25 protein-coding genes are annotated in these 25,674 nt (G+C 65.3%); 10 read left to right on the top strand and 15 right to left on the bottom strand.

Annotated elements, in window-relative coordinates; genetic code table 11:
* Positions 1 to 18 precede the first annotated feature (18 nt).
* The 6 genes from NKF27_RS13815 to NKF27_RS13790 form a co-directional block, all read right to left on the bottom strand.
* Entirely contained in the window at positions 19 to 393 is a 375-nt protein-coding gene (locus NKF27_RS13815) for a hypothetical protein (RefSeq protein ID WP_222517194.1), read from the bottom strand.
* An 87-nt stretch (positions 394 to 480) separates the two neighbouring features.
* Positions 481 to 1,194: a GntR family transcriptional regulator gene (locus tag NKF27_RS13810; RefSeq protein WP_222517195.1), complete on the bottom strand. Its 714-nt coding sequence runs from the start codon at positions 1,192 to 1,194 to the stop codon at positions 481 to 483.
* Between the two features lie 459 nt (positions 1,195 to 1,653).
* Positions 1,654 to 3,243, bottom strand: coding sequence for a hypothetical protein (locus tag NKF27_RS13805; RefSeq protein ID WP_253552441.1), 1,590 nt, complete (start codon positions 3,241 to 3,243; stop codon positions 1,654 to 1,656).
* Between the two features lie 324 nt (positions 3,244 to 3,567).
* The gene (locus NKF27_RS13800; RefSeq protein WP_045991826.1) at positions 3,568 to 4,149 is read right to left on the bottom strand and encodes a manganese efflux pump MntP family protein; all 582 of its coding nucleotides are present in this window, start codon (positions 4,147 to 4,149) and stop codon (positions 3,568 to 3,570) included.
* A 377-nt stretch (positions 4,150 to 4,526) separates the two neighbouring features.
* Complete coding sequence (locus tag NKF27_RS13795) at positions 4,527 to 4,751, bottom strand: hypothetical protein (RefSeq protein ID WP_157033011.1); 225 nt, start codon at positions 4,749 to 4,751, stop codon at positions 4,527 to 4,529.
* Between the two features lie 207 nt (positions 4,752 to 4,958).
* Positions 4,959 to 5,840 carry a LysR substrate-binding domain-containing protein gene (locus NKF27_RS13790; protein ID WP_253552438.1) on the bottom strand — a complete coding sequence of 294 codons (882 nt, stop codon included), beginning with the start codon at positions 5,838 to 5,840 and terminating at the stop codon, positions 4,959 to 4,961.
* 105 nt (positions 5,841 to 5,945) lie between these two features.
* Between NKF27_RS13790 and NKF27_RS13785 the strand changes: the two genes are divergently transcribed.
* From NKF27_RS13785 to NKF27_RS13775, 3 genes are all read left to right on the top strand, one after another.
* Complete coding sequence (locus NKF27_RS13785) at positions 5,946 to 6,824, top strand: hypothetical protein (RefSeq protein ID WP_108133299.1); 879 nt, start codon at positions 5,946 to 5,948, stop codon at positions 6,822 to 6,824.
* A gap of 86 nt (positions 6,825 to 6,910) precedes the next feature.
* Positions 6,911 to 8,194 (top strand): Xaa-Pro peptidase family protein, encoded by a 1,284-nt coding sequence (locus NKF27_RS13780; RefSeq protein ID WP_253552428.1) that lies wholly within the window; start codon positions 6,911 to 6,913, stop codon positions 8,192 to 8,194.
* 92 nt (positions 8,195 to 8,286) lie between these two features.
* Complete coding sequence (locus tag NKF27_RS13775; RefSeq protein ID WP_253552425.1) at positions 8,287 to 9,777, top strand: CoA-acylating methylmalonate-semialdehyde dehydrogenase; 1,491 nt, start codon at positions 8,287 to 8,289, stop codon at positions 9,775 to 9,777.
* A 318-nt stretch (positions 9,778 to 10,095) separates the two neighbouring features.
* Here the strand turns inward: NKF27_RS13775 and NKF27_RS13770 are convergent, their stop codons facing one another.
* Positions 10,096 to 11,145 (bottom strand): DUF2235 domain-containing protein, encoded by a 1,050-nt coding sequence (locus tag NKF27_RS13770; RefSeq protein ID WP_253552423.1) that lies wholly within the window; start codon positions 11,143 to 11,145, stop codon positions 10,096 to 10,098.
* A 202-nt stretch (positions 11,146 to 11,347) separates the two neighbouring features.
* Complete coding sequence (locus tag NKF27_RS13765; RefSeq protein WP_253552420.1) at positions 11,348 to 12,577, bottom strand: amino acid deaminase; 1,230 nt, start codon at positions 12,575 to 12,577, stop codon at positions 11,348 to 11,350.
* Between the two features lie 213 nt (positions 12,578 to 12,790).
* Between NKF27_RS13765 and NKF27_RS13760 the strand changes: the two genes are divergently transcribed.
* From NKF27_RS13760 to NKF27_RS13745, 4 genes are all read left to right on the top strand, one after another.
* The gene (locus tag NKF27_RS13760; RefSeq protein ID WP_108133303.1) at positions 12,791 to 13,654 is read left to right on the top strand and encodes a MurR/RpiR family transcriptional regulator; all 864 of its coding nucleotides are present in this window, start codon (positions 12,791 to 12,793) and stop codon (positions 13,652 to 13,654) included.
* 1 nt (position 13,655) lies between these two features.
* Entirely contained in the window at positions 13,656 to 15,116 is a 1,461-nt protein-coding gene (locus tag NKF27_RS13755; protein WP_124803981.1) for an amidohydrolase family protein, read from the top strand.
* A gap of 39 nt (positions 15,117 to 15,155) precedes the next feature.
* The gene (locus tag NKF27_RS13750; protein WP_045995074.1) at positions 15,156 to 15,548 is read left to right on the top strand and encodes a RidA family protein; all 393 of its coding nucleotides are present in this window, start codon (positions 15,156 to 15,158) and stop codon (positions 15,546 to 15,548) included.
* 167 nt (positions 15,549 to 15,715) lie between these two features.
* Positions 15,716 to 17,206, top strand: coding sequence for a sodium:solute symporter family protein (locus NKF27_RS13745; RefSeq protein WP_108133304.1), 1,491 nt, complete (start codon positions 15,716 to 15,718; stop codon positions 17,204 to 17,206).
* Between the two features lie 96 nt (positions 17,207 to 17,302).
* Here NKF27_RS13745 and NKF27_RS13740 read toward each other — a convergent pair whose 3' ends face one another.
* A complete protein-coding gene (locus NKF27_RS13740) occupies positions 17,303 to 17,908 on the bottom strand; it encodes a cytochrome b/b6 domain-containing protein (protein WP_108449143.1) in 606 nt (201 codons plus the stop codon).
* A gap of 125 nt (positions 17,909 to 18,033) precedes the next feature.
* Here NKF27_RS13740 and NKF27_RS13735 point away from each other — a divergent pair, with 125 nt between their 5' ends.
* Positions 18,034 to 18,423, top strand: coding sequence for an MAPEG family protein (locus NKF27_RS13735; protein ID WP_253552410.1), 390 nt, complete (start codon positions 18,034 to 18,036; stop codon positions 18,421 to 18,423).
* A gap of 76 nt (positions 18,424 to 18,499) precedes the next feature.
* On the opposite strand, the gene NKF27_RS13730 is transcribed toward NKF27_RS13735, so the two are convergent.
* A complete protein-coding gene (locus tag NKF27_RS13730) occupies positions 18,500 to 19,084 on the bottom strand; it encodes an NADPH-dependent FMN reductase (protein ID WP_253552402.1) in 585 nt (194 codons plus the stop codon).
* Between the two features lie 147 nt (positions 19,085 to 19,231).
* On the opposite strand from NKF27_RS13730, the gene NKF27_RS13725 reads away from it, so the two are divergent.
* Positions 19,232 to 19,570 (top strand): hypothetical protein, encoded by a 339-nt coding sequence (locus NKF27_RS13725; RefSeq protein WP_108133308.1) that lies wholly within the window; start codon positions 19,232 to 19,234, stop codon positions 19,568 to 19,570.
* Between the two features lie 27 nt (positions 19,571 to 19,597).
* Here NKF27_RS13725 and NKF27_RS13720 read toward each other — a convergent pair whose 3' ends face one another.
* The 3 genes from NKF27_RS13720 to NKF27_RS13710 all read right to left on the bottom strand — a co-directional run bounded on the left by NKF27_RS13720 (position 19,598) and on the right by NKF27_RS13710 (position 22,277).
* Positions 19,598 to 20,536 (bottom strand): pirin family protein, encoded by a 939-nt coding sequence (locus NKF27_RS13720; protein WP_253552400.1) that lies wholly within the window; start codon positions 20,534 to 20,536, stop codon positions 19,598 to 19,600.
* A 101-nt stretch (positions 20,537 to 20,637) separates the two neighbouring features.
* The gene (ycaC, locus tag NKF27_RS13715) at positions 20,638 to 21,261 is read right to left on the bottom strand and encodes an isochorismate family cysteine hydrolase YcaC (protein WP_108133309.1); all 624 of its coding nucleotides are present in this window, start codon (positions 21,259 to 21,261) and stop codon (positions 20,638 to 20,640) included.
* Positions 21,262 to 21,407: 146 nt separating this feature from the next.
* Positions 21,408 to 22,277 carry a pirin family protein gene (locus NKF27_RS13710; RefSeq protein WP_253552398.1) on the bottom strand — a complete coding sequence of 290 codons (870 nt, stop codon included), beginning with the start codon at positions 22,275 to 22,277 and terminating at the stop codon, positions 21,408 to 21,410.
* Between the two features lie 180 nt (positions 22,278 to 22,457).
* Between NKF27_RS13710 and NKF27_RS13705 the strand changes: the two genes are divergently transcribed.
* On the top strand, positions 22,458 to 23,375 hold the full coding sequence (locus tag NKF27_RS13705; protein ID WP_253552396.1) for a LysR substrate-binding domain-containing protein: 918 nt from the start codon (positions 22,458 to 22,460) through the stop codon (positions 23,373 to 23,375).
* A 143-nt stretch (positions 23,376 to 23,518) separates the two neighbouring features.
* Here NKF27_RS13705 and NKF27_RS13700 read toward each other — a convergent pair whose 3' ends face one another.
* Positions 23,519 to 25,027, bottom strand: a complete 1,509-nt coding sequence (locus NKF27_RS13700) for a sodium:alanine symporter family protein (RefSeq protein WP_253552393.1) — start codon at positions 25,025 to 25,027, stop codon at positions 23,519 to 23,521.
* Positions 25,028 to 25,246: 219 nt separating this feature from the next.
* Positions 25,247 to 25,600 carry a ribbon-helix-helix domain-containing protein gene (locus NKF27_RS13695; protein ID WP_253552391.1) on the bottom strand — a complete coding sequence of 118 codons (354 nt, stop codon included), beginning with the start codon at positions 25,598 to 25,600 and terminating at the stop codon, positions 25,247 to 25,249.
* Positions 25,601 to 25,674: the final 74 nt, after the last annotated feature.

Here is a 25,674-nt window from a genome sequence, read left to right as displayed (position 1 = left end):
TCCTTTTCTCGGGTCCGGCTAGAGGGTGCTCAGTGACGCCGCAAGCCCGGTATTGATCAGTCGGCGGTAGCCATCGGTGACAGCATCGGCAAATCCCTGCTGCGCCGCCAGGGCCGCAGGGACGATGTCTTGCTGGGCCAGAAAGGCCGCCACCAGCGCTTCAGGGGCTTCGCCGTGACGTTCATGCAGCTCGATGAAGCGCGATGCCAGCGGGTCGCTCACCTCATGTGGCTGGCCGTCGAGCGAGACGCCGGAGGTGTAGCGTACCCAGGCGGCCAGCCCCAGTGCGGTGCAGTCGACCTGGTCGCTGGTCCAGTCTGCCAGTTCGCTCGCTGCGCGCGGGGCGATTAAGGTGATCGATGGCCTTGCAGGTGCGTTTGCCGTTGTGCTCAATATTGTCACAGGGCGGAACGGTGATGGCCGCAGGGCAGGGGGCGGGTGGCCCTTGCCCATGAGAGACGTTTGCCGGGTAGATAACTATCAGCCGTTGGTGTCCTCGAAGATCGACGAAAAGCGCTGCACCATCTGGGGCAGGGAGATCAGGATCTCGCTTTGATGCACCAGCATGGCTTGGCGGGCCTTGTCTTCGTCTCTCTGTTCGATGGCATCGACAATGTCGGCGTGCTGCTGGACCAGCTTTTCGAAGGGCGTGGTGTCAGGCACGCTGAGGTAGCGCACCCGGTCGAGCTGTGCCTTGACCTCTTCGATGACGCGCCAGGCTGTCTCGTGTCCGGCGCCAAGGGCGAGCACGCGGTGGAAGTCTTCGTCGAGGATGAAGAACTGGTCATACTGGCCGCTGCGGGCGCAGCGAATCTGGCGTTCGATCAGATCCCGCAGCTCGTAGATCACCTTGTCGGCGAGCCCTTGCCTGGCGGCGGAGGCGCTGACGGCGGTTTCGACTGCCTCCCTGACGAAGCGCGCTTCGCGCACCGACTTCTGCGAGATGCCCACGACATAGGTGCCGCGTTGTGGGCGAACGTCGACCAGGCCTGCCTCGGACAGGCGGATAAAGGCTTCGCGCACCGGCTGGCGGCTGACCGAGAAGGCGTCGGAAATCTCTTTCTCGGACAGTGCCTGGCCGGGGGCGAACTGCATTCGGATGATGGCGAGTCTGAGGACTCGGTAGAGCCGCTGACGCACCGATCCTCCGGTAGCATCCTGTTCCCAGAGTTCAGCGATTGCGGGGGTCAGCATGGGGGCACCTACCTTTCGTTGAGCTTTTTAGCTCTTGTACTGTTGAGCCTTTGGGCTCCGGTCTGGTATGGCTTGTATGGTAGTCATGCTAGCATAGCTGTCGGGTGCTGTCCGGCCTGGGCGTATAGCACTTTGGTCTCGCCTCGCCACCATCATCGTCACCCCGGGGGGCGCCATGCCGCACTCCGCCAACTTCGCTGCACCGGATGACTGTGTGTTGCGCAAGGACGATCATCGACGCCGGCTCGGCGGACATCTATCACGCCTTCCAGGCGACCCTGCTGCCCCTCCTGCCGCTGGCGCCGACGCCGGCCAGCGCTCTGGCCCATTCGCCCTGGGGAGATTTGGCATAGGCAGCACGGCAATAGGCAGCGCCTCGATAGCCGGGGTTATCCTGGTGGAAAGGGTGACCCTTGCACGCCGGCGGCGCTGTGATGATGCTGTAAGGGGCGCGGCTTCTCAGGGCATATGGTCAGCGCGGGAGCCGGCGAGGGCGTGGCCGTCGACGGTGGGGTGGCCGGGACTGCGGTCGGTGTCTGTGCCGGCGGTGGCCGAGTCGGCAGGTGTGTCGCCTGCGAGCGGGCCTTCGCGCCCGGGTACCGGCACCACCATCATCCAGTCGAGCCCGGCGGCGATCGGCGCAAGGCGCATGCCGTCGCCCAGTGCGACCACGGCGTCTCCCAGTTCGCTTAACGGGCGACTGGACATCGGCGCCTGGACCACGGCGTCCGCCAGGCGGTTGACGCCGTCCTGCTGGGCGCTGGTGACGGGGTCAAGCGTGCCTCCCAGGCGATCGGCCAGCGTCTCGATGCGGGTATCGGCCTGCGCCAGCCCGTCTGCCAGGGTGTCGGCCAGGGGCAGCAGCCGGTTGCCGGTCCTGTCGAGGCCCTGATCGACGCGCCCAAGGGTAGTGACACCACTGTCCAGGCTGTCCGCCAGCACCAGACCCTGCAAACGCCCGGACAGGTCCTGGCCGGCATCGACCAGCCGTCCGACCTCCTCAAGGGTGGTGCGAGTGTCGCCTACCAGCGATGACAGATTGGCCGACATGTCGCCCAGTTGCTGGGCCGGGGCCAGGGCGAGTGTCACCCGGTCGTCGAGCATGTCGCCGGGACGCGTGACCATGACGCCAAACTCATTGGTCAGGCCCACCGCCTCGGTGGCGAGCATCTGACTCAAGCTGCCTCGGCCCAGGTCCGCCGCTGCCGTGAGCGTGCTGCGCTCATCGTTTCCGATACTCTCGACCAGTCCGACGACGGCCTGCTCATCCAGTCGTGGAATGCCGCTGTGGCTGATCCCGCCATGGCGCAGCGCCGTGCGCGCCGCCACCCCTTGCAGGCTGGTCTCATCACGCCTGCCTCCCAGCACCTGACCGGCCAGGGCGACCCACTGGCCGGCGCGACTCAGCCCGCTGGCGGAGGCGTCGACCAGGGCGTTGCCGGTGGTGGCGCTGACGTCTGACAGCGCATCGCCTCCGGCGACGATCAGGTCCGCCGCCAGGCTTGGCCACAGCAAGGAGTCGGAGGTGATCAGGATCGGTTCCAGGCCGAGCTGGATGGCGCTAGCCACTCGGGTGGTCAGTGACTGCTCAAGATCGCCCCATGGCTCCTCGAGATCGAGTTCCTGCTGGCCGATGCCCAGCGTGCTGGCCAGGCGACGTCGATAGCGGTCCAGTGACAGCACCCGCTGCAGCCGGTCATCGAAGCGATGCAGTAACGGCAGAGCAGCGACGCTGTCGAGCACGCCCTCAAGCGCTTCCAGAGATCCCCCCAGCGGTCCCTCAAGGTAGGCCCCGGTGCTTGCCAGGGCGGACTCGGTAGCGCTGGCCCACCCATCGGCACCGACAGCGCGGGCCACGGCGGTTCCTTGAGTCGTGAGCTGGTTGGCGGTCATCCGTCCGATCCCTCCGGCCACCAGCTCGGCGGAACGGGAGGCGCTGGGCAGCGTCGGGCTGGCCGAAAGGTGCTGTCGGTCGCCGGAAATCTGATCACGCTGAACGATCTGTACCGACGACTGGAAGCCGTGATCCGGAAGGGGCGCTGACGTCATCTCGGTGGCTGGTCTGGTGGCTGTTCTGGTGGCGGACGCTGCTGGCGAGAGAGGGGAGTGCTCAGCGCAGCCGGTCAGCAGAACGGCCAAAATGGTTACCGCTATCCATCGTGGCAATCGAGCGGCCTGTGCGCTGGGCTTGAGGATCATGAGGTGTCCAGCCGTCTGATACCGGCAATAGTGCACCAGACTATCGACAAAACGGGCGAGATCGTGGACGAACTTTGCTATAGCAGGCGTGTTGCCGGCATGGATGAGCGTTAGGAGCGAGTCATTGTCAGTTAACCTGCCCGGGATCGCGACAGGGTCGACCGGGCAAGAGGATCAGGCGAGCAGGTGGTGATACAGGGTGGTGGCGCCGATGGCGATCAAGACCAGCCCCCCGAGGATCTCGGCACGCGGCCCCACCGTCTTGCCGAGCCGGCGTCCCAGCAGCATCCCCAGGGTCGCCATCAGGGTGGTGGCGCCACCGATCGCCAGTGCCGTCACCCAGATGTTGGCGTTCATGAACGCCAGACCCACGCCCACCGCCATGGCGTCCAGGCTGGTGGTGATCGCGGTGGCGATGATCAGCCACCAGCGGGTGCGATCGCTGGTCGTGCCGCAATCGCAGCTGGCGCAGTCCTTGGGGGCGGGAGCGAGGCCACTGTGGATCATCTTGCCGCCGAGGGCGAGCAGCAGGAAGAAGATGATCCAGTGATCCCAGTGGGCAATGGTGTCATAGGCGCTGGTGCCGAGCAGCCAGCCGATGATCGGCGTCGTGGCTTCCACCAGACCAAACAGCAGGCCGGTCTGCAGGGCCACCACGAAACGCAGCCGACGCACGCAGGCACCCTTGCTGACCGAGGCCGCAAAGGCATCGGAAGACAGCGAGAAGGCGAGCAGCAGGGTCGAAGTGGGCGTCATGAAGGTGCGAATCCGGCGGTTGCCTGTTGAAAATACGTGATGTCGCTGAAAAAGCCTCGTGCCCAGCGTCACGACCGATATTCCGGGCGTTGGCTATGGACACGATAGCGAATTTGCATGGCGATATTAGCGCGCAGGCTGACAGATGCAACTCTTTACCAAGGCTGCAAGTTTAAGCCAAAACAAAGACATATAGCCGTGACTATACCTTGTGGCAGCGGCAAGAAAAGGATAGGCCAGAGGTGCACTATTGCCCGCTGGCGGGTAATCCCGAGGCGCGACAAAGCGGCAAGGTTGTCGAGGCCCTTTCCCCGATCAACGAGCAAGAAGATGCATTGGCAGCGGCAAGAATGTTGGTTCTCGGGAAGAGAAGACGGTCAGGATTTCAAGGCGTCTTCCAGCATCTTTACGATGACAAGGCCGGCCTTGGCGGGCAGGTTGTCGCCGGCATAGTGGCGAATGGCTGCGACCTCTTCGCGAAGCTTTAGATGCCGAGCTCTGAGGTGTTCGAGTTCCTGTTCAAGGAGCTCCATTCCATCCATTCCAACCGATGCAAACTGGGAAGCCCGAGGTTCGAGGGAGTCGTCAAATGGCGTGGTCACTGTCATCTCCGGACCAGGACAAGGGCACCGCCGGGCAGGCGAGACCATCGGAGAATCCTGGTCATTGAAGTGTGGCGTATCTCTCCTTGTGGCGATATAGGGATCAGGGGGTAGTTCGCCTGTAATGACGAGGTAATCAAATCTTCAATCCGTCACGATCATGAAATTACGACTCAGGCATTCGACCGATACGCGGTCGAGCCAGGCTCAGGCCTGGTCCTGAAACTCGGGCACGGCGACGGCGTCGTTGTGGGTGACGACCTCCCCGAGCTGCTGGCAGAAGGTGTTGAAGGCGTCGCTCGCATGTCCGGGGCGCCGGTGCATCTCGATTTCCACCTGGCCGAGTGCCGGCAGGCCCTGCTCCTCGCCGAGAATCCGACAGCCCGCCGGTACGCTGCGGGGTGTCTTGACGGTGATCGCGAGCCCCGCCTGGACCGGCAGGTTGATGCCGGTGGGGGACTGGCTCGAGTAACGCAGTTCCCAGGCGCGTTCCTGACGCCCCAGGGCGGCGAGGGCGTGGGCGCGAAAGATGCAGCCTTCGGGGTTCAGTGCCAGGGGCAGTCGGCTGCCACGGGTAGGATCGGCATCTTCCGCCGCGACCCACACCATGGGTTCCCAGCCGAGCAACTGGCCCGATTGCGTCGGTCCGTGGCGGATCGACAGGACCACGTCGAGCAGGCCCTGCTGGAAGCTGTCCACCAGGTCGGCACTGATGCCACAGATGACCTCGATGCGGGTATGCGGATAGGCCTCGGCGAACCGGGGCAGCAGTTCCGGCAGGTAGGCGCTGGCCTGTTCCTCGGAGGTGCCGATACGAATCTTCTCGCCGTGTTGGCGGTCGCCGAGTGCCGCCCTGGCCTCGTCCTCCAGCGTCAGCATGTGTCGCGCATAGGGCAGCAGCCGTTCACCGTCGGACGTCAGCAGCACGCTGCGGCTGGTGCGCTCGAACAGCGACTTGTGCATCTGGTCCTCCAGTCGCTTGATCTGCAGGCTGACGGCGGACTGGGTGCGGTGCAGCACGCGGCCGGCGGCGCTGAAGCCCTGGCACTCGGCCACGGTGACGAAGGCGCGGAGCAGGTCGGTATCCATAATCGATGAGCCTTTGAAATAAGTGATATCTCAACCATTCATTTCTATTATGAAGAGGCGCTCTCTATCCTGTCCAACATCACTTGAGACAGGCAGGAGTTCCTCATGCAGGCCACCGATGCGCCCACCACTTCCTCGCTGGACGGTCTGATCGACCTTGAGCACTACCCGATTCATGACCTGGACGGCGAGTCCGGACGGGCGCTGATCCAGCGCTGTCACGAACAGCTGGCCGACGATGGCTGTGTGGTACTCAAGAACTTTGTCCCCGAGGAGGCGTTGGCGCGGCTGGAGCGCGAGACCGAGCGGCTGTCGCCCGAGGCGCACTACAACCAGACCGAGACCAACCCCTACAACAATGCCGGCGATCCCGAGCGCCCGGCCCGCCATCCGCTCAATCGCTTCGACGATCGCACCAACGGCTTTGTCGCCGGCGATCGCATCGGCGAAGACACCATCATTCGCCAGGTCTACCAGCACCCGGACTTCCAGCGCTTTATCGCCACCGTGGTGGGCATGGAAGAGATTCACCAGTACGCCGACCCATTGGCGGACCTGGTGGTCAACGTGCTGAGAGAGGGCTGCCAGCATCCCTGGCACTACGACACCAACGAGTTCATCGTCACCATGATGACCCGCCAGTCCCACGGCGGCGGCCGTTTCGAGTATGCCCCGGGTATTCGCAGCCCCGAGGGTGAGAACTTCGACGAGGTCGAGCAGGTGCTGGACGGCGACCGTTCGCGGCTCAAGGCGCTGGACCTTCAACCGGGTGACCTGCAGGTGTTTTTCGGCCGCTATTCGCTGCACCGGGTGACGCCGGTGGAAGGCCAGAAGGAGCGTCACACCGTGATCTTCGCCTACGCCAAGGAACCCGGCTTCATCGGTCGCCCCGAGCGTGCCCAGCGCATCTTCGGGCGCATGGCGCCGATTCACGAGACCCTGTTGAAGGAAGGCATGAATCGCAGCGATTCGCTGGCCGACTGAGCCCACGCCGATGACATCGAAGCCGAGCACGTAGAGGCTCGGCCTGTGCCCCTTGCGACCCCGCCATATTCGAACAGGACCCTGACATGAGCATCGTCGATTTCGACAACCTGACCGACAACGAGCCGGACCATATTCCGGTCGTGCCCTCTGCGCCGATGGCCAACGGCGACAGCATCCCCACCGCCTTCGATCCCAGGCAGCTGCGCGCCGGGCGCCTGGCGCGGCTGCGCGCGACGATGGCGGAGCAAGGCTACGCCGCCATGGTGCTGTTCGACCCCAACAACCAGCGCTATGCCACCGGTTCGCGCAACATGTTCGGCTACTTCCTGCGCAACTCGACCCGCTACATCTATGTGCCCCTGGAAGGGCCGGTGATCCTGTTCGAGTACCCGGGCAGCGCCCACGTCTCTACCTGGCTCGAGACCATCGATGAGTCGCGCACGTCCAAGGTGGTGTGGTCCGCCGTCAACCAGCGCGACAACCTCTCTTCGGACCCCTTCGGTGTGGAGATCGCCGAACTGATCGAAGAGCACGGACGCGGCAACCGCAAGATCGGGCTGGATCGCTGTGCGCTCAACCTGGCGCGCTCGCTCGAGGCCCAGGGCCTCGATGTCTTCGACTGCATGCAGGACACCCTGCACTGCCGGCGCATCAAGACCCCCGAGGAGATCGCCTGTCTGGCCCAGTCCATGGCCGGCAGCGAGGCTGCGGTGGCCGAGGTCGAGGCGGCGATCAAGCCGGGCATCACCGAGAACGAGCTGTTCGCGATCATGTACGGCAACGTCATCCGTCAGGGCGGAGAGTTCATCGAGACCCGTCTGCTGTCGTCCGGCCCGCGCACCAATCCCTGGTTCAATGAGGCCAGTGACCGGGTCATTCGTCCGGGCGAGCTGGTGGCGCTGGACACCGATACCATCGGTTGTCACGGCTACTATTCGGACTTCTCGCGTACCTTCCACGTCGGCCCGAATCGCCCCAGCGCCTACCAGAAGGAGCTGTATCGCATGGCCTACGACCAGGTGCACCACAACATGGGCATCTTGAAGCCGGGCATGAGCTATCGCGAGATCGCCGAGCAGGCCTGGAAGATCCCCGAGCGCTTCCTCGACCGTCGCTATCCCTCCATCATCCACGGCGTCGGCATGCACGGTGAAACCCCGCTGGTCGCTCACCATATGGACTTCGATCGCTTCTCCAAGGATGGCGTTCTCGAACCCGGCATGGTGGTGTCCGTGGAGAGCTACATCGGCGAGGTGGGGGCCGCCGACGGGGTCAAGCTGGAAGAAGAAGTGCTGATCACCGACAGCGGTGTGGAAAAGCTGTCCCGCTATCCCTTCGACGAGGCGCTGCTCGACCGCCAGTTCTGAGGCGTCACGCTGCCCTGTCATTGTGCGCTGGGCCCATGTGAGATGGCCGCCCGGCGCTGACGCCTTTTCAGCAAGTCATATCGAGAGTTTTGATGAAAGACGTGAATCATTGGATCGGCGGTGAGTCACAGCCGTCGCAGCGCCACCTGGATGTCATCAACCCGGCCACCGCCGAGCCGGTCGGTCGTGTCGCCCTGGGGGACGCTGCTACCGTCGAGCATGCCATCGAGGTGGCCCGCCGCGCCCAGCCGGCCTGGCGCGACACGCCGCCGGCCAAGCGCGCCCAGGTGATGTACCGCTTCAAGGCGCTGCTCGAGCGCGACGCCGACGAGATCTGCGCGCTGGTCAGCGAAGAGCACGGCAAGGTGCTTGAAGACGCCATGGGCGAACTCAAGCGCGGTATCGAGAACGTCGAGTACGCCTGCGGCGTGCCGGAGCTGCTCAAGGGCGAGTACTCCCACAACGCCGGGCCGGCCATCGACACCTGGTCCAATCATCAGCCGCTGGGCATCGTGGCCGGCATCACGCCGTTCAACTTCCCGGCCATGGTGCCGCTGTGGATGTATCCGATGGCGCTGGCCTGCGGCAACGCCTTTATCCTCAAGCCCTCCGAGCAGGTGCCGTCGGCGGCGCTCAAGATGGCCGAGCTGCTCACCGAGGCGGGTCTGCCGGACGGCCTGTTCAGCGTGGTCCACGGCGACCGTGAGGTGGTCGAGGCGCTGATCGATGCGCCCGATGTGAAGGCGGTGTCCTTCGTCGGATCGACCCCGGTGGCCAAGGCGATCTACCAGCGTGGCGCCGAGAACGGCAAGCGCGTGCAGGCGCTCGGTGGCGCCAAGAACCACGCCGTGGTGCTGCCCGATGCCGATCTGGACAACGCCGCCAGCACCCTGATCGGGGCCGCCTACGGCAGTGCCGGTGAGCGCTGCATGGCGATCAGCGTGGCGGTGTGTGTCGGCGATGACACCGCCGATGCCCTGGTGAAACGGCTCTCGCAGGAGGCCCGGGAACTCAAGATCGGTGCCGGCACCGAGCGCGGCCTGGATATGGGCGCGCTGGTCAACGCCGGGCACCGTGACAAGGTGGCGGGCTATCTCCAGCAGGGCGTCGACGCCGGGGCCGAGCTGGTGGTGGATGGGCGCGAGCATCCGCTGGTCGAGTCGTCACCGGGCTACTTCCTCGGTGCGAGCCTGCTCGACCGGGTCACGCCCGAGATGAGCGTCTATCGCGACGAGATCTTCGGGCCGGTGCTGTGCGTCGTGCGTGTCGCCAGCTTCGATGAGGCCATTGCGCTGATCAACGCCCACCAGTACGGCAACGGCACCTGCGTGTTCACCCGGGATGGCGAGGCCGCGCGTCGTTTCGCCGACGCCATCGAGGTCGGCATGGTCGGCATCAACGTTCCGCTGCCGGTGCCGGTGGCCTTCCACAGCTTCGGCGGCTGGAAGGAGTCGCTGTTCGGCGATCTGCATGCCTATGGCCCCGACGCCGTGCGCTTCTACACCCGGCGCAAGGCCATCTCCCAGCGCTGGCCGAGGAGCCAGGACAGGGAAAGCGCGCAGTTCAACTTCCCCTCGAACTAGCGCGCTCTCGAGGCCAGACTCGTCCAGCAAGCGCAGCGCCGGTCTCGGACCCCCGACGAGGGAGAGCGCCTCAGGCCACCGACAACGCCCACTCCTTGCGAGTGGGCGTTGTCGTATCCGTGGCAGGCGCTCGCGCCATCACTCGGAGGCTGTCAGTGTCTAGGCGCTGTCCGAAAAGTCGACGAGCGAAGGTTAGACAAGGCAAAAATCGGTGAGAAAGCGCAGTTTACGGGGTGTAAATGAGTATTTTGACCGGGCTGGCGCACCAGCCGATTTTTAACGCCGTATTACCGAGCGCAGGCACTTTTCAGACAAGCCCTAAGTGGATGGCGGCGTCGCCGCAAGACGCGGGTGGATAGGGTTGGCGGGGCGATAGCCGGGCAGGGCAAGACGACGGGTGGCGACGCTCGGGTGCAGCGTCTCGTTGCCGAAGGAGGCAAAGCCGATGCGCCGCAGATAGCGCCGGGGCGAGATCAGTCGATAGAGGCGCGAAAGAAACCTCTGGTAGGAGTCGACGATGTCGTCCTCGCGCGGTGGTGAACCAAGCAAGGGGCGACTGTCAGGCAGCAGCGGCAGCCCCTGTTCGCAGGCGCGGCCCATCATCCAGTCCAGGCTGACGTCCGACAGCACGCGGTCCTGGTAGCCCCCGCCGACGTTGGAGTGGGCGCCGGGAAACCATACCTGCTCGAGGGTGGAGGTGGTGGTCTGCGGCGACCACAGGGTGGGGGCGAAGGCCTTGCGGTGCTCGTCGATCGCCAGCGCCTGGTAGGCGTGGCGCACCAGCGGGCTCAGGCGGGTGTCATGGAACTCGAATCGGCGGCGGTTGAAGGCGGCAAAGCTCCTGAGTGGAATCCCCAGGCTGCCCACGGTGTCCCACACACCGATCATGTGGATCTCCGGCACCCAGGCGTAGCGCGAGGCGAAGCGTCGAGCCTCGGCGGATTGCGGGCCACGCCTTCGATCGCGGTAAAGCGCGTAGGCGCGTCCCGCCAACTGCCGGTGTTCGGGGTGCAGCAGACCGCTGGTGTGAAGCATCCCGCTCAGGCTGCGCGCGGTGTAGGCGCCTCGGCTGAAGCCGAACAGAAACAGCCGGTCGTCCGGGCGCAACAGTTCGACCAGCTCGACGTACGCCTCGACCAGAATTTCCGATAGCCCGAGTCCGGTGGCGCCTGCCACCAGGCGGTCGTACCAGTGCAGGTCACTGCCGACGCCATGGTAGTAGCGCTTGACGGTGCCGCCCTCGGCCATGGGATTGTCGGCCACCGCCTGGTAGAGCCGGCTGACGTTGGTGTTGGTGTCACCGTCTTCCAGGTCCATGTCCGGCACCTGCCAGGTGCCATCGAAGAACAGCGCGACATTCTTGGCCATCGGCTTCCCTTGCTGTCAGCCCTCTTGATCCGAGCGATGCTCGGTGGTCGCTGTCAGTGTATGTCGGGGGCGTGGCCAGAAAATTGAGCGCAGAGGCGAAGGGCGTCGATCGGTCGTGCTGTCAGCGTTGCGGCAAAGATTGCAGGAGCGGGGCGGGTGGATGGCCTCCGCCCGCCCCTTGGTCGTTCGCTTGTCAGAGTGTCTAGAAGCGCGTCGCCCAGGTATCGACGACCCTGAGCGCGTCATCGATCAGATGGAGCTGGCGCCACTTGTCGAAGGTCATGCAGGGGTGCGAAGCGCCGAAGGCCAGGACGTCACCGATGCGCACGTCGCGGGCGCTGTCGGGCAACTGGATAAAGGTGTGCTGGTCCATCTGCTTGACGACTTGCCAGCCTTCCACCGACAGAAGCTCGCTGGCCTGCCCGCCTTCGCGATAGCGCCTGAGCACCTCGGGCGCCAGGTCGAAGCCGATATCGCGCTTGCCCAGTGCCACGATGGCCAGCCCCGGCTCGGGCAGCGACTGCACCTGGGCGAACACCTCCAGCGCCGGCTCAAGCCCCTGATGCAGATCCTGGCGCCGGGACAGCACGCCGGCCTGGGCCTCGCGGTAGATGCCGTGGTCGTGGACCACGTAGCAACCCGGGCGCAGCACCGGGGTGAAGCGGCCTTCGAGTCCACCGTCGCGGAACTCTTCGGCGATCAGGTCGTACCAGGCCGAACCCGACGCCGTGACGATGGGCTTGTCGCGATCGACCAGGCCTTCAGCGGCCAGTCGCTTGATGCCGTCGACCAGACGCTGGGCGTAGCGGCGAATGCCGGCCACCGGATCGTCGCCATGGACTACACCCTCATACCCCTCCAGACCCGCCAGGGCTATGCCGGGCAGGGTAGCCGCCCGGCGGGCCAGCGCCATTACCTCGTCATCATCGCGAAGTCCGCACCTTCCCCCTTCGACGCCTACCTCGATCAGGATATTCAGGGAGATGCCGGCCGCCCCGAAAAAGGCGCCTAATTGGTCCAGGTTCTCGGCGCTGTCGACGGTGACATAGAGCTCGGCGCCGCCACGGATCAGGTCTGCGGCGATGGCCATGTTGGCCTGACCGACCATCTGGTTGGCCACCAGTAGTCGCTGGGCGCCCTCGGCGAAGGCGGCGCGGCACTGGGGCAGGGTGGCCAGGGTGATGCCCCAGGCGCCGGCCTCGAGCTGCCGCCGGAACAGCGCCGGGGTCATGGTGGTCTTGCCGTGGGGCGCAAGCTCGGCGCCGTGGCGGCGGGCGAAGTCCTGCATCCATGCCAGATTGTGGGCGAGCGGCGCCTGGTGGATCACCGCCGCCGGCAGGCTGACGTCGGCCAGCAGCCGGTCGCCGGTTTCCAGGGTGCCCTTGTGGCAACCCTTGGCATCGAAGGAAGAGGAAGAGGGGGAGTGGGCCATGGAAGTTCTCCTGAAGGCGGAACGCGGCTCATGTTACGCCGCGCCGGACGATTGGCAATGTTCGAAGATTGATCTGACTACGACCATTGTCGGAAATTTTCAAAAAACTGTGGATGGTTGTTAGAAACTAACATAGCGTAAGGATACCGCAGATGACGAGGGCCCTGGACAGGCTTCGTGATCTGGCAACGTCGCAACGGAGGGAGGCAAGCCGTGAGTCAACAGATCGATATCCTGTCGCGCATCACCGCGGTGGTTCGCTCCCTGAGCGAGTCGGAGCGCAAGGTGGCGGAGCTGATCTTCGACGACATCGACTTCGTGACAGAGGCCAGCATCAGCGAGATCGCCCGGCGATCAGGCGTCAGTGACGCCACCGTGACCCGCTTCGCCCGCTCGGTGGACTGCGACAACGTGCGTGACCTCAAGCTGCGCCTGACCCGTGCCCTGGCCGCCGGTCGTCGCTTTATCGAGGACGCCGATCCCGCCCGGGGATCGAGCATCGTCTACGACGTTGCCGCCCAGACCCTGGCGCTCAACCGCGAATTGCTGTTCGAGGCGGATATCGAAGGCGCGGTGGAGCGACTCGACAATGCCCGCCAGATCCTGACCTTCGGCAGTGGTGGTGGCTCCAGCGTGATGTGCCAGGAGCTGCAGTTTCGCCTGATGCGCCTGGGCTATGCGGTCAGCGCCTATCCTCACGGTCTGCTGCCGAGGATGGTGGCCGCCACCCTGGAGCCCGAGGACGTAGTGGTGGTGCTGTCGGTGTCCGGTTACACCCCGGAGATGGTCGAGTCGGCCCAGATCGCCAGTCAGTACGGGGCCCAGGTGATCGCCATCACCGCCGTGGGGTCTCCGCTTGCCGCCGCCGCCAACGTGGTGCTGCCCATCGCCGCCCGGGAGACCGATTTCATTCTTCACCCTTCGGCGTCGCGCTATGCGTTGATGGCCGCCATCGACGTGCTGGCGCTGGAGCTGGCCATGCGTCATCGCGACCAGGCGCGCACCAAGCTCAGGCGTTTGAAGATTGCACTTGATGACCATCGCGGCGGTGACAATCGCCAGCCGCTGGGAGACTGACATGCACCATGACCTCTTGATTCGTCGCGCCACGCTGCTGGATGGCACCGGCGCAGATCCTCGTATCGCGGATGTCGCGATCAAGGGGGATCGTATCGTGGCGGTGGGGGATCTCGCCGGGCACGAGGCCAGCGAGGTGGTGCAGGCCGAGGGGCTGGTGCTGACCCCGGGATTCATCGACGTTCACACCCACGACGACACCAATGTGGTGCGCACCCCCGAGATGCTGCCGAAGCTGAGCCAGGGGGTGACCACGGTGGTGGTCGGCAACTGCGGCATCAGCGCCTCGCCGGTCACGCTGCGCGGCAGCGAGGTGCCCGATCCGATGAACCTGCTGGGCGACGCCGAGGATTTCGCCTACCCCAGCTTCTCCGCCTACGCCGATGCCGTGGCGACGGCCTGCCCGGCGGTCAATGTGGCGGCACTGGTGGGGCATACCAGCCTGCGCTCACTGGTGATGGATGACTTCGAGCGCCCGGCCCGCGACGACGAGATCGCCGCCATGCGCCTTGCTCTGGAACAGGCGCTGGCCGAAGGGGCCATCGGCATGAGCACCGGGCTTGCCTATCGCAACGCCCGTCAGGCGCCAAGTGCCGAGGTCGGTGCCCTGGTGCGCGCGGTCAGCGAGGCGGGCGGCATCTACACCACCCACCTGCGTGACGAGTTCGCCGGACAGGCCGAGGCGATGGACGAGGCCTTTGCCACCGCCGCCGAGGCCCGTGCACCGCTGGTGATCTCGCACCTGAAGTGCGCCGGTGCCGGTAACTGGGGCCAGGCGCCGCGGGCCCTGGCGCAGTTGACCGACGCCGCCAGCCGCCAGCGTGTTCACTGCGACTGCTACCCCTATACCGCCGGTTCCTCGACCCTGGATCTGGGGCAGGTCACCGACGAGATCGACATCACCATCACCTGGTCGAAGCCGCATCCGGAGCAGGCACGTCGGCCGCTGGCCGACATCGCCGCCGACTGGGGGCTGTCGCTGATGGACGCGGCCAGGCGCCTGCAACCCGCCGGCGCGGTCTATCACAACATGAGCGAGGACGACATGCGCCAGGTGCTGGCGCACCCCTTGACCATGGTCGGCTCCGACGGCCTACCCAATGACCCGCATCCGCACCCGCGCCTGTGGGGCGCCTTTCCCCGCGTGCTGGCACATTACAGCCGCGACCTGGCACTGATGCCGCCGGCCGAGGCGGTACGCAAGATGACCGGTCTTTCCGCCGCCACCTTTGGCCTGGAAGACCGCGGTGTGATTCGTCCAGGCGCCTTCGCCGATCTGGTCCTTCTGGATCTCGAGCGCCTGGAAGATAGCGCCACCTATGACCAGCCGAAGACGCCCGCCAGCGGCATCCTTCGGGTGCTGGTCAACGGCACGACGGCCTACGCCAATGGTCAGGCGTCGGGCCAACGATCCGGGCGCATGTTGCGCCGAAGCGTGCGCCTTGCGGCCACGCCACTCTAGCCACGTTTATTGCATCAGCCTTTATCAGGAGACATTGACATGACGATCAAGCGTTATGGCGCCGAAGGCGGCGTCGGTACCGGCGGTCAGAAACTTCCCTTCTCCCGCGCGGTGGAAGCCGGCGGCTGGCTGAAGGTGTCCGGTCAGACCCCGATGACCGATGGAGAAGTGGTGGAAGGCGGCATCGTCGAGCAGAGCCGGCTGGCCTTCGAGAATGCCCTGACCATCGCCCGCGAGGCGGGCTACGACATCGAGGACGTGGTCCACGTCACCGCGGTGCTGACCGACTCGCGCTACTTCCAGTCGTTCAACAAGGTGTTCGCCGAGTACTTCAAGGATCACCCGCCGGCGCGCATCTGCAGCGTTCAGGATCTGGTGGTGGACTGCAAGGTCGAGGTGGACCTGACCTGCTACCGCGCCGACCGCGCTTAAACAGGGATATTGCGTCGAGCGGCAACTCGACCGGGGCAGGGATGCCCGCATCGTAGCGACAGGAAGGCGCCGGATCCCGGCAAGGACCCGACGCCAGGCACAGCAAACGTTCACGTTCACTGTCTCGATCGCGGCAACGACCGAGACGACAAGTATAAGAGGTCTGTATGAACAGTCATCTTTTCCTTGCTACCTTTTGCGTCTACATCGTCCTGATGATCGGCTTCGGCTGGTGGATGTCGCGGAACGATCGCGGCACCGGCGATGACTTCCTCCTTGGCGGGCGCAGCGTACCGATATTCCTGACCATCGGTACCACCGTGGCCACCATGGTGGGAACAGGTTCCAGCATGGGGGCGGTAGGCTTCGGCTACGCCAACGGCTGGGGCGGCGCACTCTATGGTCTGGGTGGTTCGATCGGGGTGCTGCTGCTGGCGCTGTGTTTCGCCGGTGTGCGGCGCTACCGCTTCATGACCATGAGCGAAGAGTTGTCGTTCTACGTCGGGGCCAACCGCCTGGTGCGCAATGTCGTGGCATTGTTCATCTACGTCGCCTGCATCGGCTGGCTCGGCGCCCATATCCTCGGTGGCGGCCTGTATCTGGCGTGGATGGCGGATATCCCCGCCTGGCAGGCCAAGATGGTGGTGGCGCTGGGCTTCGGTGTCTACTGCGTCATTGGCGGCTATATGGCGGTGGTCTGGACCGACACCGTGCAGGCCATCGTGCTGTTTGTCGGCTTCTTTTTGATGGCGGCGGTGGCCGTGGTCGAGGTGGGCGGCTTCTCCGAGATGACCGCCTCCATGGACGCCGCGGCGACCAGCTTCCTGGCCATCGACAAGGTCGGCCTGGTGCCCGCCCTGTCGCTGATCACGGTGATCGCCGTCGGCGTGCTGGCGACCCCGTCCTTCCGCCAGCGCATCTACTCCGGCGCCTCGGTGGGCTCGGTGCGCCGCTCCTTCTTGGTGACCGGCTGCCTTTACATGCTGTTCTCTATCGTGCCGGCGATCATCGGCATGGCGACCTACGCCCTCAACCCCAACCTGGAAAACAGCAACTTCGCCTTCCCGTATCTGGCCACTGAGGTGCTGCCGCTGTGGCTGGGCCTGCTGCTGCTGGTAGCCGGTCTGTCGGCGACCATGTCCAGCGCCAGCAGTGACGCCATCGCCGGTGTCACCACCCTGATCCGCGATCTCTACGTGCTGGTCAAGGGCCGCGCGCCGTCGGCCAAGAGCGTGGTCATGCTGTCGCGGGTCGGCCTGGTCGGCACCATCAGCCTGGCGCTGGCCTTCGCCCTGACCTCCGACAACGTGATCGCTTACATCACCAAGATGGTGGCGACCGTGCTGGCGGGCATGTTCGTGTGCGGCGTGCTGGGCCGCTTCTGGCCGCGCTACAACTGGCAGGGCGCGATTGCCTCGCTGGTGGTGGCGTCCGCCACCTCGCTGACGGTCATCTCGGTGGAGAGCTGGAGTGAGTACTGGGGCAACCCGAGCATCCCGGCGGTGGGCCTGGCCATGGCCGCCGGTATTGTGGTCAGTCTGTTTACCCCGGCTTCCGAGCTCAGCGAAGACCAGGCACTCGAGCTGATCACCGAAGAGCGCGAGCGCATGGAGGCGGTGCCGGACGTGCCGCTGCGCAAGGGTCCCGCCAAGGCCTGAAGACCGCTCTCCAGGCCGAAGCACAAAAGCCCGCGCAGGTGACTGCGCGGGCTTCTTCGCATGTCTGCCGCGGTGGCGAGGAGCATGGGGCGCCGCTCAACGGCGCAGTGACCATATTCGGCCAAGAGCGCCGTCCTTCAACACAAGATGGTGAAACAGTGCCGCCGCGATATGGCCACCGAGCAAAAAGGGCAGCAGCAGATCGGCGCCCCAGTCCCGATGGAAGCGGCCAAACGGCTCCATCAGGGTGATCAGCGGTACTTCGAACAAGGCTGCGAGCGACGCCGCCAATGGCAGGCGCTGAAACGCGGGCAGTGTCCACTGGCCCAGCACCCTGAGGTCGAAGCCGGTACCGATATAGGCCGCCACGGGCAGCGCCAGGAGCACGGCGAGCAGGCCACGGTGGGCGAGGCGAGTCACCCGTGGCAGACCCAGGGGTGGCGGCTGCGGCAGCCACAGGTGGGCCGCCAGCAGCCCGAGCGACAGCGCCACACTCAAAAGCCCCAGGTTTACGTGGACCACCAGCAGGTACCAGTTGGCCGACTCGAGCTGGGTGGTCGCCCACTTGCGCCCGTAGGCAGTGAGGTAGAGAAGACCGATGGTCAACGCCAGCGAGGCGTGCAGGGCGCGGCTGGTCACGGCATGACGGGCAGGGTGGACATCGGGGGCGTGGGTGACGTCGTGGGCTCGGCTCGCTGGCATGTAGGAAACCTCAGGGATGCGGTATTGCCCGGTGTCAGGCAACTACCGCCATGCTGACGCCTGGCCCTTCGCCTGTCAGCCATCCCCTGTGCCATGCTGGGGGCAATTCGCCCTCGGAGCCTCCCATGTCGATCTTTCTCGTTACCCTCTTTGTTGCCTCCCTGCTGCCGATCCTGCTGGCCTGGATCGGCGCCGCCTGGCGCGTGCGCCAGTTCGGCCACCTGGACAATCGCCACCCGCGTGCCCAGCAGGCGCGTCTTGAAGGCGTCGGTGCGCGGCTGCAGGCGGCCCAGTCCAACGCCTGGGAGGCGCTGATCATCTACGCCACCACCGCGGTGGTGGCCATCGGCGCAGGGGTGGAGCTTGAAAGCCTAGACGTGCCGGCGCTGGTCTTTCTCACCTCACGCCTGCTCCACCCGCTGGCCTACGCCCTGAACTGGCAGTGGACCCGCTCCATCATCTTCGCCATCGGCATGCTGGCGTGTCTGACGATCATGATCGGGGCGCTGTGGTAGCCGCCCTGAAACGAGACCGGTGGCGGGCGGTTGTCCGCCGGCATTCAGCCCTTTGACCGTCAGGGGCCGACGGCCGTCATTGTGACGACCGCGCCAGGGTGGTGACCAGGCGCTGGCAAATGTTGTCCAGCGCCTTGGCCTTGCCTTCGTCGGCCAGGCTGCCGTCTTCATGGAAGGCGCTGCCGGCGCCGCCCACGGCAAGCTGGTCAGGCAGTACCGTGACGCCGATATTGCTCAAGAGCTGACGCAGCAGCGGCAGGGCGCGTAGTCCGCCCAGCCCGCCGGGTGAGGCGCCGACGATGGCCGCCACCTTGTTTTGGTAGGGCTCGAGGGCGCCCAGGTCGCCGTCGGGGCGCGAGACCCAGTCGATGGTGTTCTTCAGAAGCGGTGTGATGAAGCCGTTGTACTCAGGGGAGGCGATGGCGATACCTTGATGCTCCATGAACATCCGCTTGAGGCGGCTGGCGTGCTCGGGAAGACCCTCGCCGGCCTCCAGGTCACCGTCGTAGATCGGCATGGGAAAGTCGCGCAGGTCGACGAAGGTAGCCTGTCCGCCAAGGGCGTCGATGCGTTGTGCCATCAGCTTAGCCAGACGCTTGTTGAAGGAATCCTCCCGGGCGCTGCCGGCAAAGACCAGGATACGGGGACGGGTATCGCTCATGGGGTTCTCCTGCGGTGTGAACGGAAGCGCAAAAGGGCAAGGCATGGACCAATAGCCAATGGAGCACGCTCTGTCAGCCATTGCCAGCGCCGATCTTGTGCATTCATCCTGCAACATATTGGATCAAGATGGCAGAAGGAGGACGATGTGAAGTACCCCACAACGCCGGATGGGCGCTACTTTGTTGCCCGCAATCGCCTCTGGCGCTGCACCGATCCCGGCCTGGACGAGGACACGCGCAAGCGCCACGTCAAGGCGCTGATGGCGGCCCGACGCGCGGTCAAGGAGGCCAGCAAGGTCGACGATGACGACGCGCTCAAGGCCGCGCGCCGCCAGGTCCAGGCGGCCAAGGAGGCGCTGGGCGAGCGTGGCCCGGTGTGGTGGTCCGACGGCGCCGAGGATGAGTCCGGACGCGCGCCCCACAACAGCTCCTACGCCGACTGGTGGGCCAGCCTGAACGCGCAGGAGGACAAGGCGTCTGGATGAATGCCTTGCGTGTCAGCGAGGCGGCCTTCAGGAAGACCAGGGCAGCGGTGGCGCCTCCAGGCGTGCTCCCTGCCACTGGGGGATATCACCAAAGCGCTCGCTGGCGGCTTCCCAGTCGTGCTGGGCCTGGATGATCGCTTCCCGCGAATGGCCAACGAAGTTCCACCAGATCAGGATCTCGTCCTGCATCGGCTCGCCGCCGATCAACAGGATCCGGCTGCCCGCAGACAGCGACATCTCGAGGCTGTCTCGCCCACGCCCCAGATACCCCAGCTCGTCCACCGCGAAGGCCTCGTCATCGAGCTCGAGTCCGCCTTCCAGCACCAGCACGCCGTATTCGAAGTCGGGACGCAGGGGCACTGCCAGCTTCGTGGTGTCACTGGCCTGAACGTCGAGTCCCACCAGCGGCGAAAAGCTCAGGGTGGGGGCGTGATGGCCTTCGGCTTCACCGATCAGCAGGGTGAAGTCGGCGCCATCGCGGTGCCAGTGCGGTAGCTCGGCGTAGTGATCAAAGCGTGGCGCGGTGTCGGCCTTGTCCCGGGGCAGGGCGATCCATAGCTGGGCGGCGTGCAGGCTGTCGGTTTCGGCCAGGCTCTCTTCGGTATGGCTGATGCCGTGGCCGGCGGTCATCAGGTTGACCTCACCCGGTCGGATGACCTGGTCGCTGCCCAGGCTATCCCGGTGGTGGACCTCGCCGGAGAGCATCCAGGTGAAGGTCTGCAGGCTGGTGTGGGGGTGGGGGCCGACCCGCATGGCCTGTCCCTCGCGCAGGATGCTGGGGCCGGCGTGGTCGAGAAAGCACCAGGCGCCGATCAGGCGGCGCTCGCGGGTGGGCAGCACGCGGTGGATCGGCAGGCCGCTGACGTCGGCCTCCCGGGAACCGATACGCTGGATGCAGTGACGGCCATCGACGACCGGGCAGTCCCGGGACGAGGAGGGGCGATGGGGCGTTTCGTGCAGGCTCATGGTGGCCTCCTGGGCGGTCATGGCTAGACCTGGTTTGGCTGTACCTGGCTGGGATCGACAGAAAGAACAAGACCTGGGCGCAGGGCGCCCAAGCCTTGAGGTCACCCTTGGGTCTGTTGCGAATAGCTCTGCATCAGGTTGGCGTAGGCCGGCAGGTGGGACGCCAGCAGGCCGCCGAAGCCTTCGATGTCGTTGCGCCAGTCGCGGTGCAGCTCGCAGCCCACCCCGAACCAGGTCATCAGCTGGGCGCCGGCCTGGCTCATGCGATCCCAGGCAGCCTCGCGGGTCACCGGGTTGAAGGTGCCCGAGGCGTCGGTGACGACGAAGACGTCGTAGCCGGCCTCGATTGCCGACAGCGCGGGGAAGGCCACGCACACCTCGGTGACCACCCCGGCGATCAGCAACTGCTTGCGCCCGGTCTTCTCGATGGCGGCGACGAACTCCTCGTTGTCCCAGGCGTTGATCTGGCCGGGGCGGGCGATGTAGGGCGCGGTGGGGAACATCTCCTTGAGTTCGGGGACCATGGGACCATTGGGTCCATCCTCGAAGCTGGTGGTCAGGATGGTCGGCAGCTCGAAGAACCTGGCGATATCGGCCAGGGCCAACACGTTGTTCTTGAAGGCGTCGGCATCGAAATCACGTGCTACCGACAAGAGGCCAGCCTGGTGGTCGACCAGCAGCACGGTGACGTCATTCTTGTCGAGACGAACATAGGGGCGAGTCATGGCGATTTCCTGGAGTCAGGGGAAGCCTTCCCTGGAAGAGGCCTCCGGCATCCAGCCTGGAGGTACAGCCCCCGGCGGCGGCTGCCGTCGGGGTGTTTCGCAAGGCGTCGCAGGGCGATAGGAGCAGCTACCTGGGCGCCGTGGGCTCAGGTACTGAGGCGGCCAAACCGGCCACGTCGAAAGGCGTCGATGGAGGCGTGGATCTCGGCCTCGCTGTTCATCACGAAGGGGCCATGACCCACCACCGGCTCGTCGATCGGTTCACCGGTCAGCACCAGCAGCCGGGCGGCGGTGTTGGCGGCCAGGGCCAGTGTCTCGCCATCGCGGGACAGCTCTACCACGCTGCCACCGCGCACGACCTCCTGATCCTGTACCAGCAGGGTGCCGTCGAGCACTACCAGAAGGCTAGTGTGCCCGTTGGGTAGCGACAAGGTCGTTTCAGCGTCCTCGTTCAATGCCAGTTCCCAGGCGTTGATCGGGGTAAAGGTCCGCGCCGGGCCGCGTGCATCCAGGTACTCGCCGGCCACCACCCTGAGCTGGCCCGCCTCGCCCGGTAGTGTCACCACCGGGATCTCGTCACGGGTCAGGTTCTGGTAGGCCGCCGGGGTCGTCTTGTGGCGCGCCGGCAGATTGACCCATAGCTGGACCATCTCCAGGTCGCCGCCCTGGCGAGTGAAGTCCTCGGAGTGAAACTCCTCGTGGAGGATGCCGTAGCCGGCGGTCATCCACTGAACGTCGCCCGGGCCGATGGTGCCGCCGCCGCCGGAGGAATCGCGGTGGCTGACCTCGCCTCGATGCACGAAGGTCACCGTCTCGAAGCCGCGATGGGGGTGCACGCCGACGCCACGCTTTTGCTCGCTGGGCGCGAAGTGGTGAGGCCCGGCGTGGTCCAGCAGCAGAAAGGGGCTGATGCGCTCGGCGCCAAGGCGGTCGTAGCTGAACAGCGAGCGCACCGGGAAGCCGTCGCCCACCCAGTGACCGCGAGGGGCAGCGTGTACGGCGTTGATGGTCTTCATGGGACACCTCCTGTCATGGAAGGATCGCTGGCGATCCGCAATGGTGACAGCATAGAATCGAGACGATGGAGGCGGTAGTAGGCAAAATTCGGACGCATCGTTGCATATGTGGAACGATAGTGGTGGTAGTAACGGTCGTAACAAAAGCGGCGCTCAATCACCCTCGACAGGACCCGAGCCGTGCAGGATCTCAACGACTTCTTCTATTTCGTAAAGGTGGTGGACCACGGCGGTTTTGCTCCGGCGGGCCGCGCCCTGGGGCTGCCCAAGTCACGGCTCAGCCGACGTATCGCGGCGCTGGAGGCACGCCTCGATACCCGCCTGATTCAGCGGTCCACCCGTCAGTTTGTGGTCACGGAACTGGGCCAGGCCTTCTATCAGCACTGCCAGGCCATGCTGTGGCAGGCCGAGGCGGCGGTGGAGGTGGTCGAGCGCCACCAGGCCGAACCGCGCGGGCGCATTCGCCTGAGCTGTCCGCCGAGCCTTCTCGCCACCTTGTTCACGCCGCTGTTTTCCGAGTTCCTGCGTCGCTGTCCCCGCATCGACCTGGACGTGGTGGCGACCAGTCGCCGCGTCGACGTGGTGCGAGAAGGCTTCGATCTGGCGATCCGGGTACGCTATCCGCCGCTGGAAGACAGCGAACTGGTGATGCGCAGGCTGTCGCGCAGCCCCCAGCGGCTGCTGGCGTCACCGGATCTGGTGGCGCGCCTGGGGATGCCGGAAGCGCCGCAAGCCTTGAGCGATTGGCCCAGTCTCGACTTCGAGGAACCGGACCGGCGCCATCGCTGGCGCCTGGACGGTCCCGGCGGCGAGGAGCGAATCATCGAGCACCGGCCTCGGCTGGTGACCGACGACGTGGGGCTCTTGCACCGGGCGGTGCTCGATGGCCAGGGGGTGGCACGCTTGCCGTTGGTGGCCGCGGGCTCCGATCTGTGCGCCGGGCGTCTGGTGGACGTGTTGCCGGGCTGGGAGCCTCGGGCCGGACTGATCCACGCGGTCTACCCCAGCCGCCGCGGACAGTTGCCTTCGGTACGAGCACTGCTCGACTTTCTCGACGGTGCCCTGGACGAGGAGGACGCGCCGCTGCCCAGGGCGTAGGGACGATCGGGGCGCAACGGTGCTCGGCCTGACGAGACGGCCCGTGTCCGGCCGTCGGAAACGACAACGCCACGGCATGGGCCGTGGCGTTGTTGGCGCTGGGGCTCAAGCGGCCCCTGCGGTCTTGCTGGTCCAGCGCCTGATCAGGCGTCCTTTCCGCTGCCCTTGGGCGCTTCAGAGGATGAGGCCTGCGAGGCCTTGTTGCTAAGGCTCGGCCAGGCACTCGGGTCCACCTTGCCCTTGAGCTTGGGGAACTCGTCCGGGTTGAAGGTCGGCTCCTGGCCGGCCTTGAGCTGACGCTCGTAGTCGCGGAACAGGGCGAAGGCCAGCGGCGAGAGCAGCAGGATGGCGGTCAGGTTGATCAGTGCCATCATGCCCATGGACAGGTCGGCGAAGTTCCAGATGGTGCCGAGCTGGGCGATCGAGCCGATCATGATCATCGCCAGCACCGCCAGGCGATAGATGAACACCGCCGCCGCAGAGCGACGCGAGCCCGCCAGGTACTCGATGTTGGATTCACCGTAGGAGTAGTTGGCGATCAGCGAGGTGAAGGCGAACAGCAGAATGGCGATGGCCACGAACATGCCGCCCCAGTCACCGACGTGCTCGGACAGCGCGACCTGGGTCAGCTGGATGCCGTTGGGCGCGTCACCGCTCTGCAGCGCCGGCTCCGACAGGATGATCACCGCGGCGGTGGCGGTACAGATCACCAGGGTGTCGAAGAACACGCCGAGCATCTGGATAAAGCCCTGGGCCGCCGGATGGTTCGGTCGGGTGCTGGCGGTGGCGGCCACGTTCGGGGCGGAACCCATGCCGGCCTCGTTGGAGAACAGGCCGCGCTTGATGCCCTGCATCATGGCCTGGGCCACGGCGTAGCCGACTGCACCGCCGGCGGCTTCTTCAAGGCCAAAGGCACTGTTGAAGATCAACGCGATGGCGCTCGGCAGCTCATCGATATTCAGCGCCACCACCACCAGAGCGAGGATCAGGTAGAGCAGTGCCATCAGCGGCACGATCAGCTCCGCCACCTTGGCGATGGAGCGCAGGCCGCCGAAGATGATCGGGGTAACCCCCACCAGCAGGGCGATGCCGACGATCCAGGTCGGGATGTTGAATGCCTGCTCCATGGCCTGGGCGATGGAGTTGGCCTGGACGCTGTTGAAGGCGAGGCCGAAGGCGATGATCAGACAGATCGAGAAGGCGATGGCCATCCAGCGCTGACCGAGCCCGCGTTCGATGTAGCGGGCCGGGCCGCCGCGGAAGGTCTTGTCGCCGTGGTCGACCTTGTAGGCCTGGGCCAGGGTGGACTCGACGAAGCTGGTGGCCATGCCGACCAGCGCGGTCATCCACATCCAGAAGATGGCGCCGGGGCCGCCCAGATAGATGGCCACGGCGACACCCGCCAGATTGCCGGTACCCACACGAGCCGCCAGGCTGGTGGACAGGGCCTGGAAGGAGGAAATGCCCTCGCCGCCATCACGGGATCCCTTGAGCAGGGCGAACATATGGCCGAAGAAGCGGAACTGGATGCCGCGGGTCATGACGGTGAAGTAGAGACCGGCGCCGATCAACAGGTAAACGAGCAGTTTACCCCAGATCAGGCCGTTGCCGACGGAGACGGCATCGTTGAACCAGGTGGCGATGGAATCCATGTCAAATTGTCCATTGGGTAGGAATGCGGAGGCCATTCTTCACGAATTGCCGCGTATGACAAGGAGCGTAGAGAAAAGATTGAGATAAGGCGTAGTTTTCGAGAAAAAAGATATAGACTTTAGTCGCATCAAGAAGGGTGCTGTTCTCGACGGCAGGCCAGGCACCCGTATGGCGCTGAATGAGGTGTCGGTGAGTCCCTTTCTTTACCCGGCGCCGTTTCAGTTTATGCCCAGCGATGCCCGAGACAGGCGTTCGGCAGCGGGTTGGGCGACATTCTGTTGGGCGGCATTCCCCTGGATGACATTCTCCTGAATGGCATTCTGCTGGTGGACGGCGCAGGCCACCCGCAACAGCGATGCCAGGTTAGGCACCTCACCACGGATCTCGATCACCTCCTGATGCAGCTCGCTGATGAACTGAACCGTGGTCAGACTCTGGCCGGCGGCGATCTCGTTGAGGATATCCCAGAACTCGTTTTCCAGTCTGACGCTGGTCACCGAGCCCTGCAGGCGGATGGAACGGGTGGTGCACTCGTACTTGGCAGGGTCGGTGGAGGCGTACATATGGCACATGGCGTGGTCCTCTCGCTGGCGTCCGGTCGTTATCGATGATGCCGTCTTCTGACCCTGCCTGGCTCTTGCGTCAA

It is taken from the genome of Halomonas sp. DN3, assembly GCF_024137905.1.
GTDB lineage: Bacteria > Pseudomonadota > Gammaproteobacteria > Pseudomonadales > Halomonadaceae > Halomonas > Halomonas litopenaei.
The sequence above is the reverse complement of the archived record's forward strand: the minus strand, read 5'-3'. Positions and strand labels throughout refer to the sequence as shown.

What these genes read in the sequence shown, in the direction of transcription:
- NKF27_RS13735 (WP_253552410.1), top strand. Translation starts at nt 18,034, where the DNA reads ATGTCGATCTTTCTCGTTACCCTCTTTGTTGCCTCCCTGCTGCCGATC.
- NKF27_RS13800 (WP_045991826.1), bottom strand. Translation starts at nt 4,149, where the DNA reads ATGACGCCCACTTCGACCCTGCTGCTCGCCTTCTCGCTGTCTTCCGAT.
- NKF27_RS13790 (WP_253552438.1), bottom strand. Translation starts at nt 5,840, where the DNA reads ATGGATACCGACCTGCTCCGCGCCTTCGTCACCGTGGCCGAGTGCCAG.
- NKF27_RS13770 (WP_253552423.1), bottom strand. Translation starts at nt 11,145, where the DNA reads ATGGCCAAGAATGTCGCGCTGTTCTTCGATGGCACCTGGCAGGTGCCG.
- NKF27_RS13755 (WP_124803981.1), top strand. Translation starts at nt 13,656, where the DNA reads ATGCACCATGACCTCTTGATTCGTCGCGCCACGCTGCTGGATGGCACC.
- NKF27_RS13740 (WP_108449143.1), bottom strand. Translation starts at nt 17,908, where the DNA reads ATGCCAGCGAGCCGAGCCCACGACGTCACCCACGCCCCCGATGTCCAC.
- NKF27_RS13750 (WP_045995074.1), top strand. Translation starts at nt 15,156, where the DNA reads ATGACGATCAAGCGTTATGGCGCCGAAGGCGGCGTCGGTACCGGCGGT.
- NKF27_RS13775 (WP_253552425.1), top strand. Translation starts at nt 8,287, where the DNA reads ATGAAAGACGTGAATCATTGGATCGGCGGTGAGTCACAGCCGTCGCAG.
- ycaC (WP_108133309.1), bottom strand. Translation starts at nt 21,261, where the DNA reads ATGACTCGCCCCTATGTTCGTCTCGACAAGAATGACGTCACCGTGCTG.
- NKF27_RS13710 (WP_253552398.1), bottom strand. Translation starts at nt 22,277, where the DNA reads ATGAAGACCATCAACGCCGTACACGCTGCCCCTCGCGGTCACTGGGTG.
- NKF27_RS13720 (WP_253552400.1), bottom strand. Translation starts at nt 20,536, where the DNA reads ATGAGCCTGCACGAAACGCCCCATCGCCCCTCCTCGTCCCGGGACTGC.
- NKF27_RS13745 (WP_108133304.1), top strand. Translation starts at nt 15,716, where the DNA reads ATGAACAGTCATCTTTTCCTTGCTACCTTTTGCGTCTACATCGTCCTG.
- NKF27_RS13695 (WP_253552391.1), bottom strand. Translation starts at nt 25,600, where the DNA reads ATGTGCCATATGTACGCCTCCACCGACCCTGCCAAGTACGAGTGCACC.
- NKF27_RS13730 (WP_253552402.1), bottom strand. Translation starts at nt 19,084, where the DNA reads ATGAGCGATACCCGTCCCCGTATCCTGGTCTTTGCCGGCAGCGCCCGG.
- NKF27_RS13780 (WP_253552428.1), top strand. Translation starts at nt 6,911, where the DNA reads ATGAGCATCGTCGATTTCGACAACCTGACCGACAACGAGCCGGACCAT.
- NKF27_RS13765 (WP_253552420.1), bottom strand. Translation starts at nt 12,577, where the DNA reads ATGGCCCACTCCCCCTCTTCCTCTTCCTTCGATGCCAAGGGTTGCCAC.
- NKF27_RS13805 (WP_253552441.1), bottom strand. Translation starts at nt 3,243, where the DNA reads ATGACGTCAGCGCCCCTTCCGGATCACGGCTTCCAGTCGTCGGTACAG.
- NKF27_RS13700 (WP_253552393.1), bottom strand. Translation starts at nt 25,027, where the DNA reads ATGGATTCCATCGCCACCTGGTTCAACGATGCCGTCTCCGTCGGCAAC.
- NKF27_RS13785 (WP_108133299.1), top strand. Translation starts at nt 5,946, where the DNA reads ATGCAGGCCACCGATGCGCCCACCACTTCCTCGCTGGACGGTCTGATC.
- NKF27_RS13810 (WP_222517195.1), bottom strand. Translation starts at nt 1,194, where the DNA reads ATGCTGACCCCCGCAATCGCTGAACTCTGGGAACAGGATGCTACCGGA.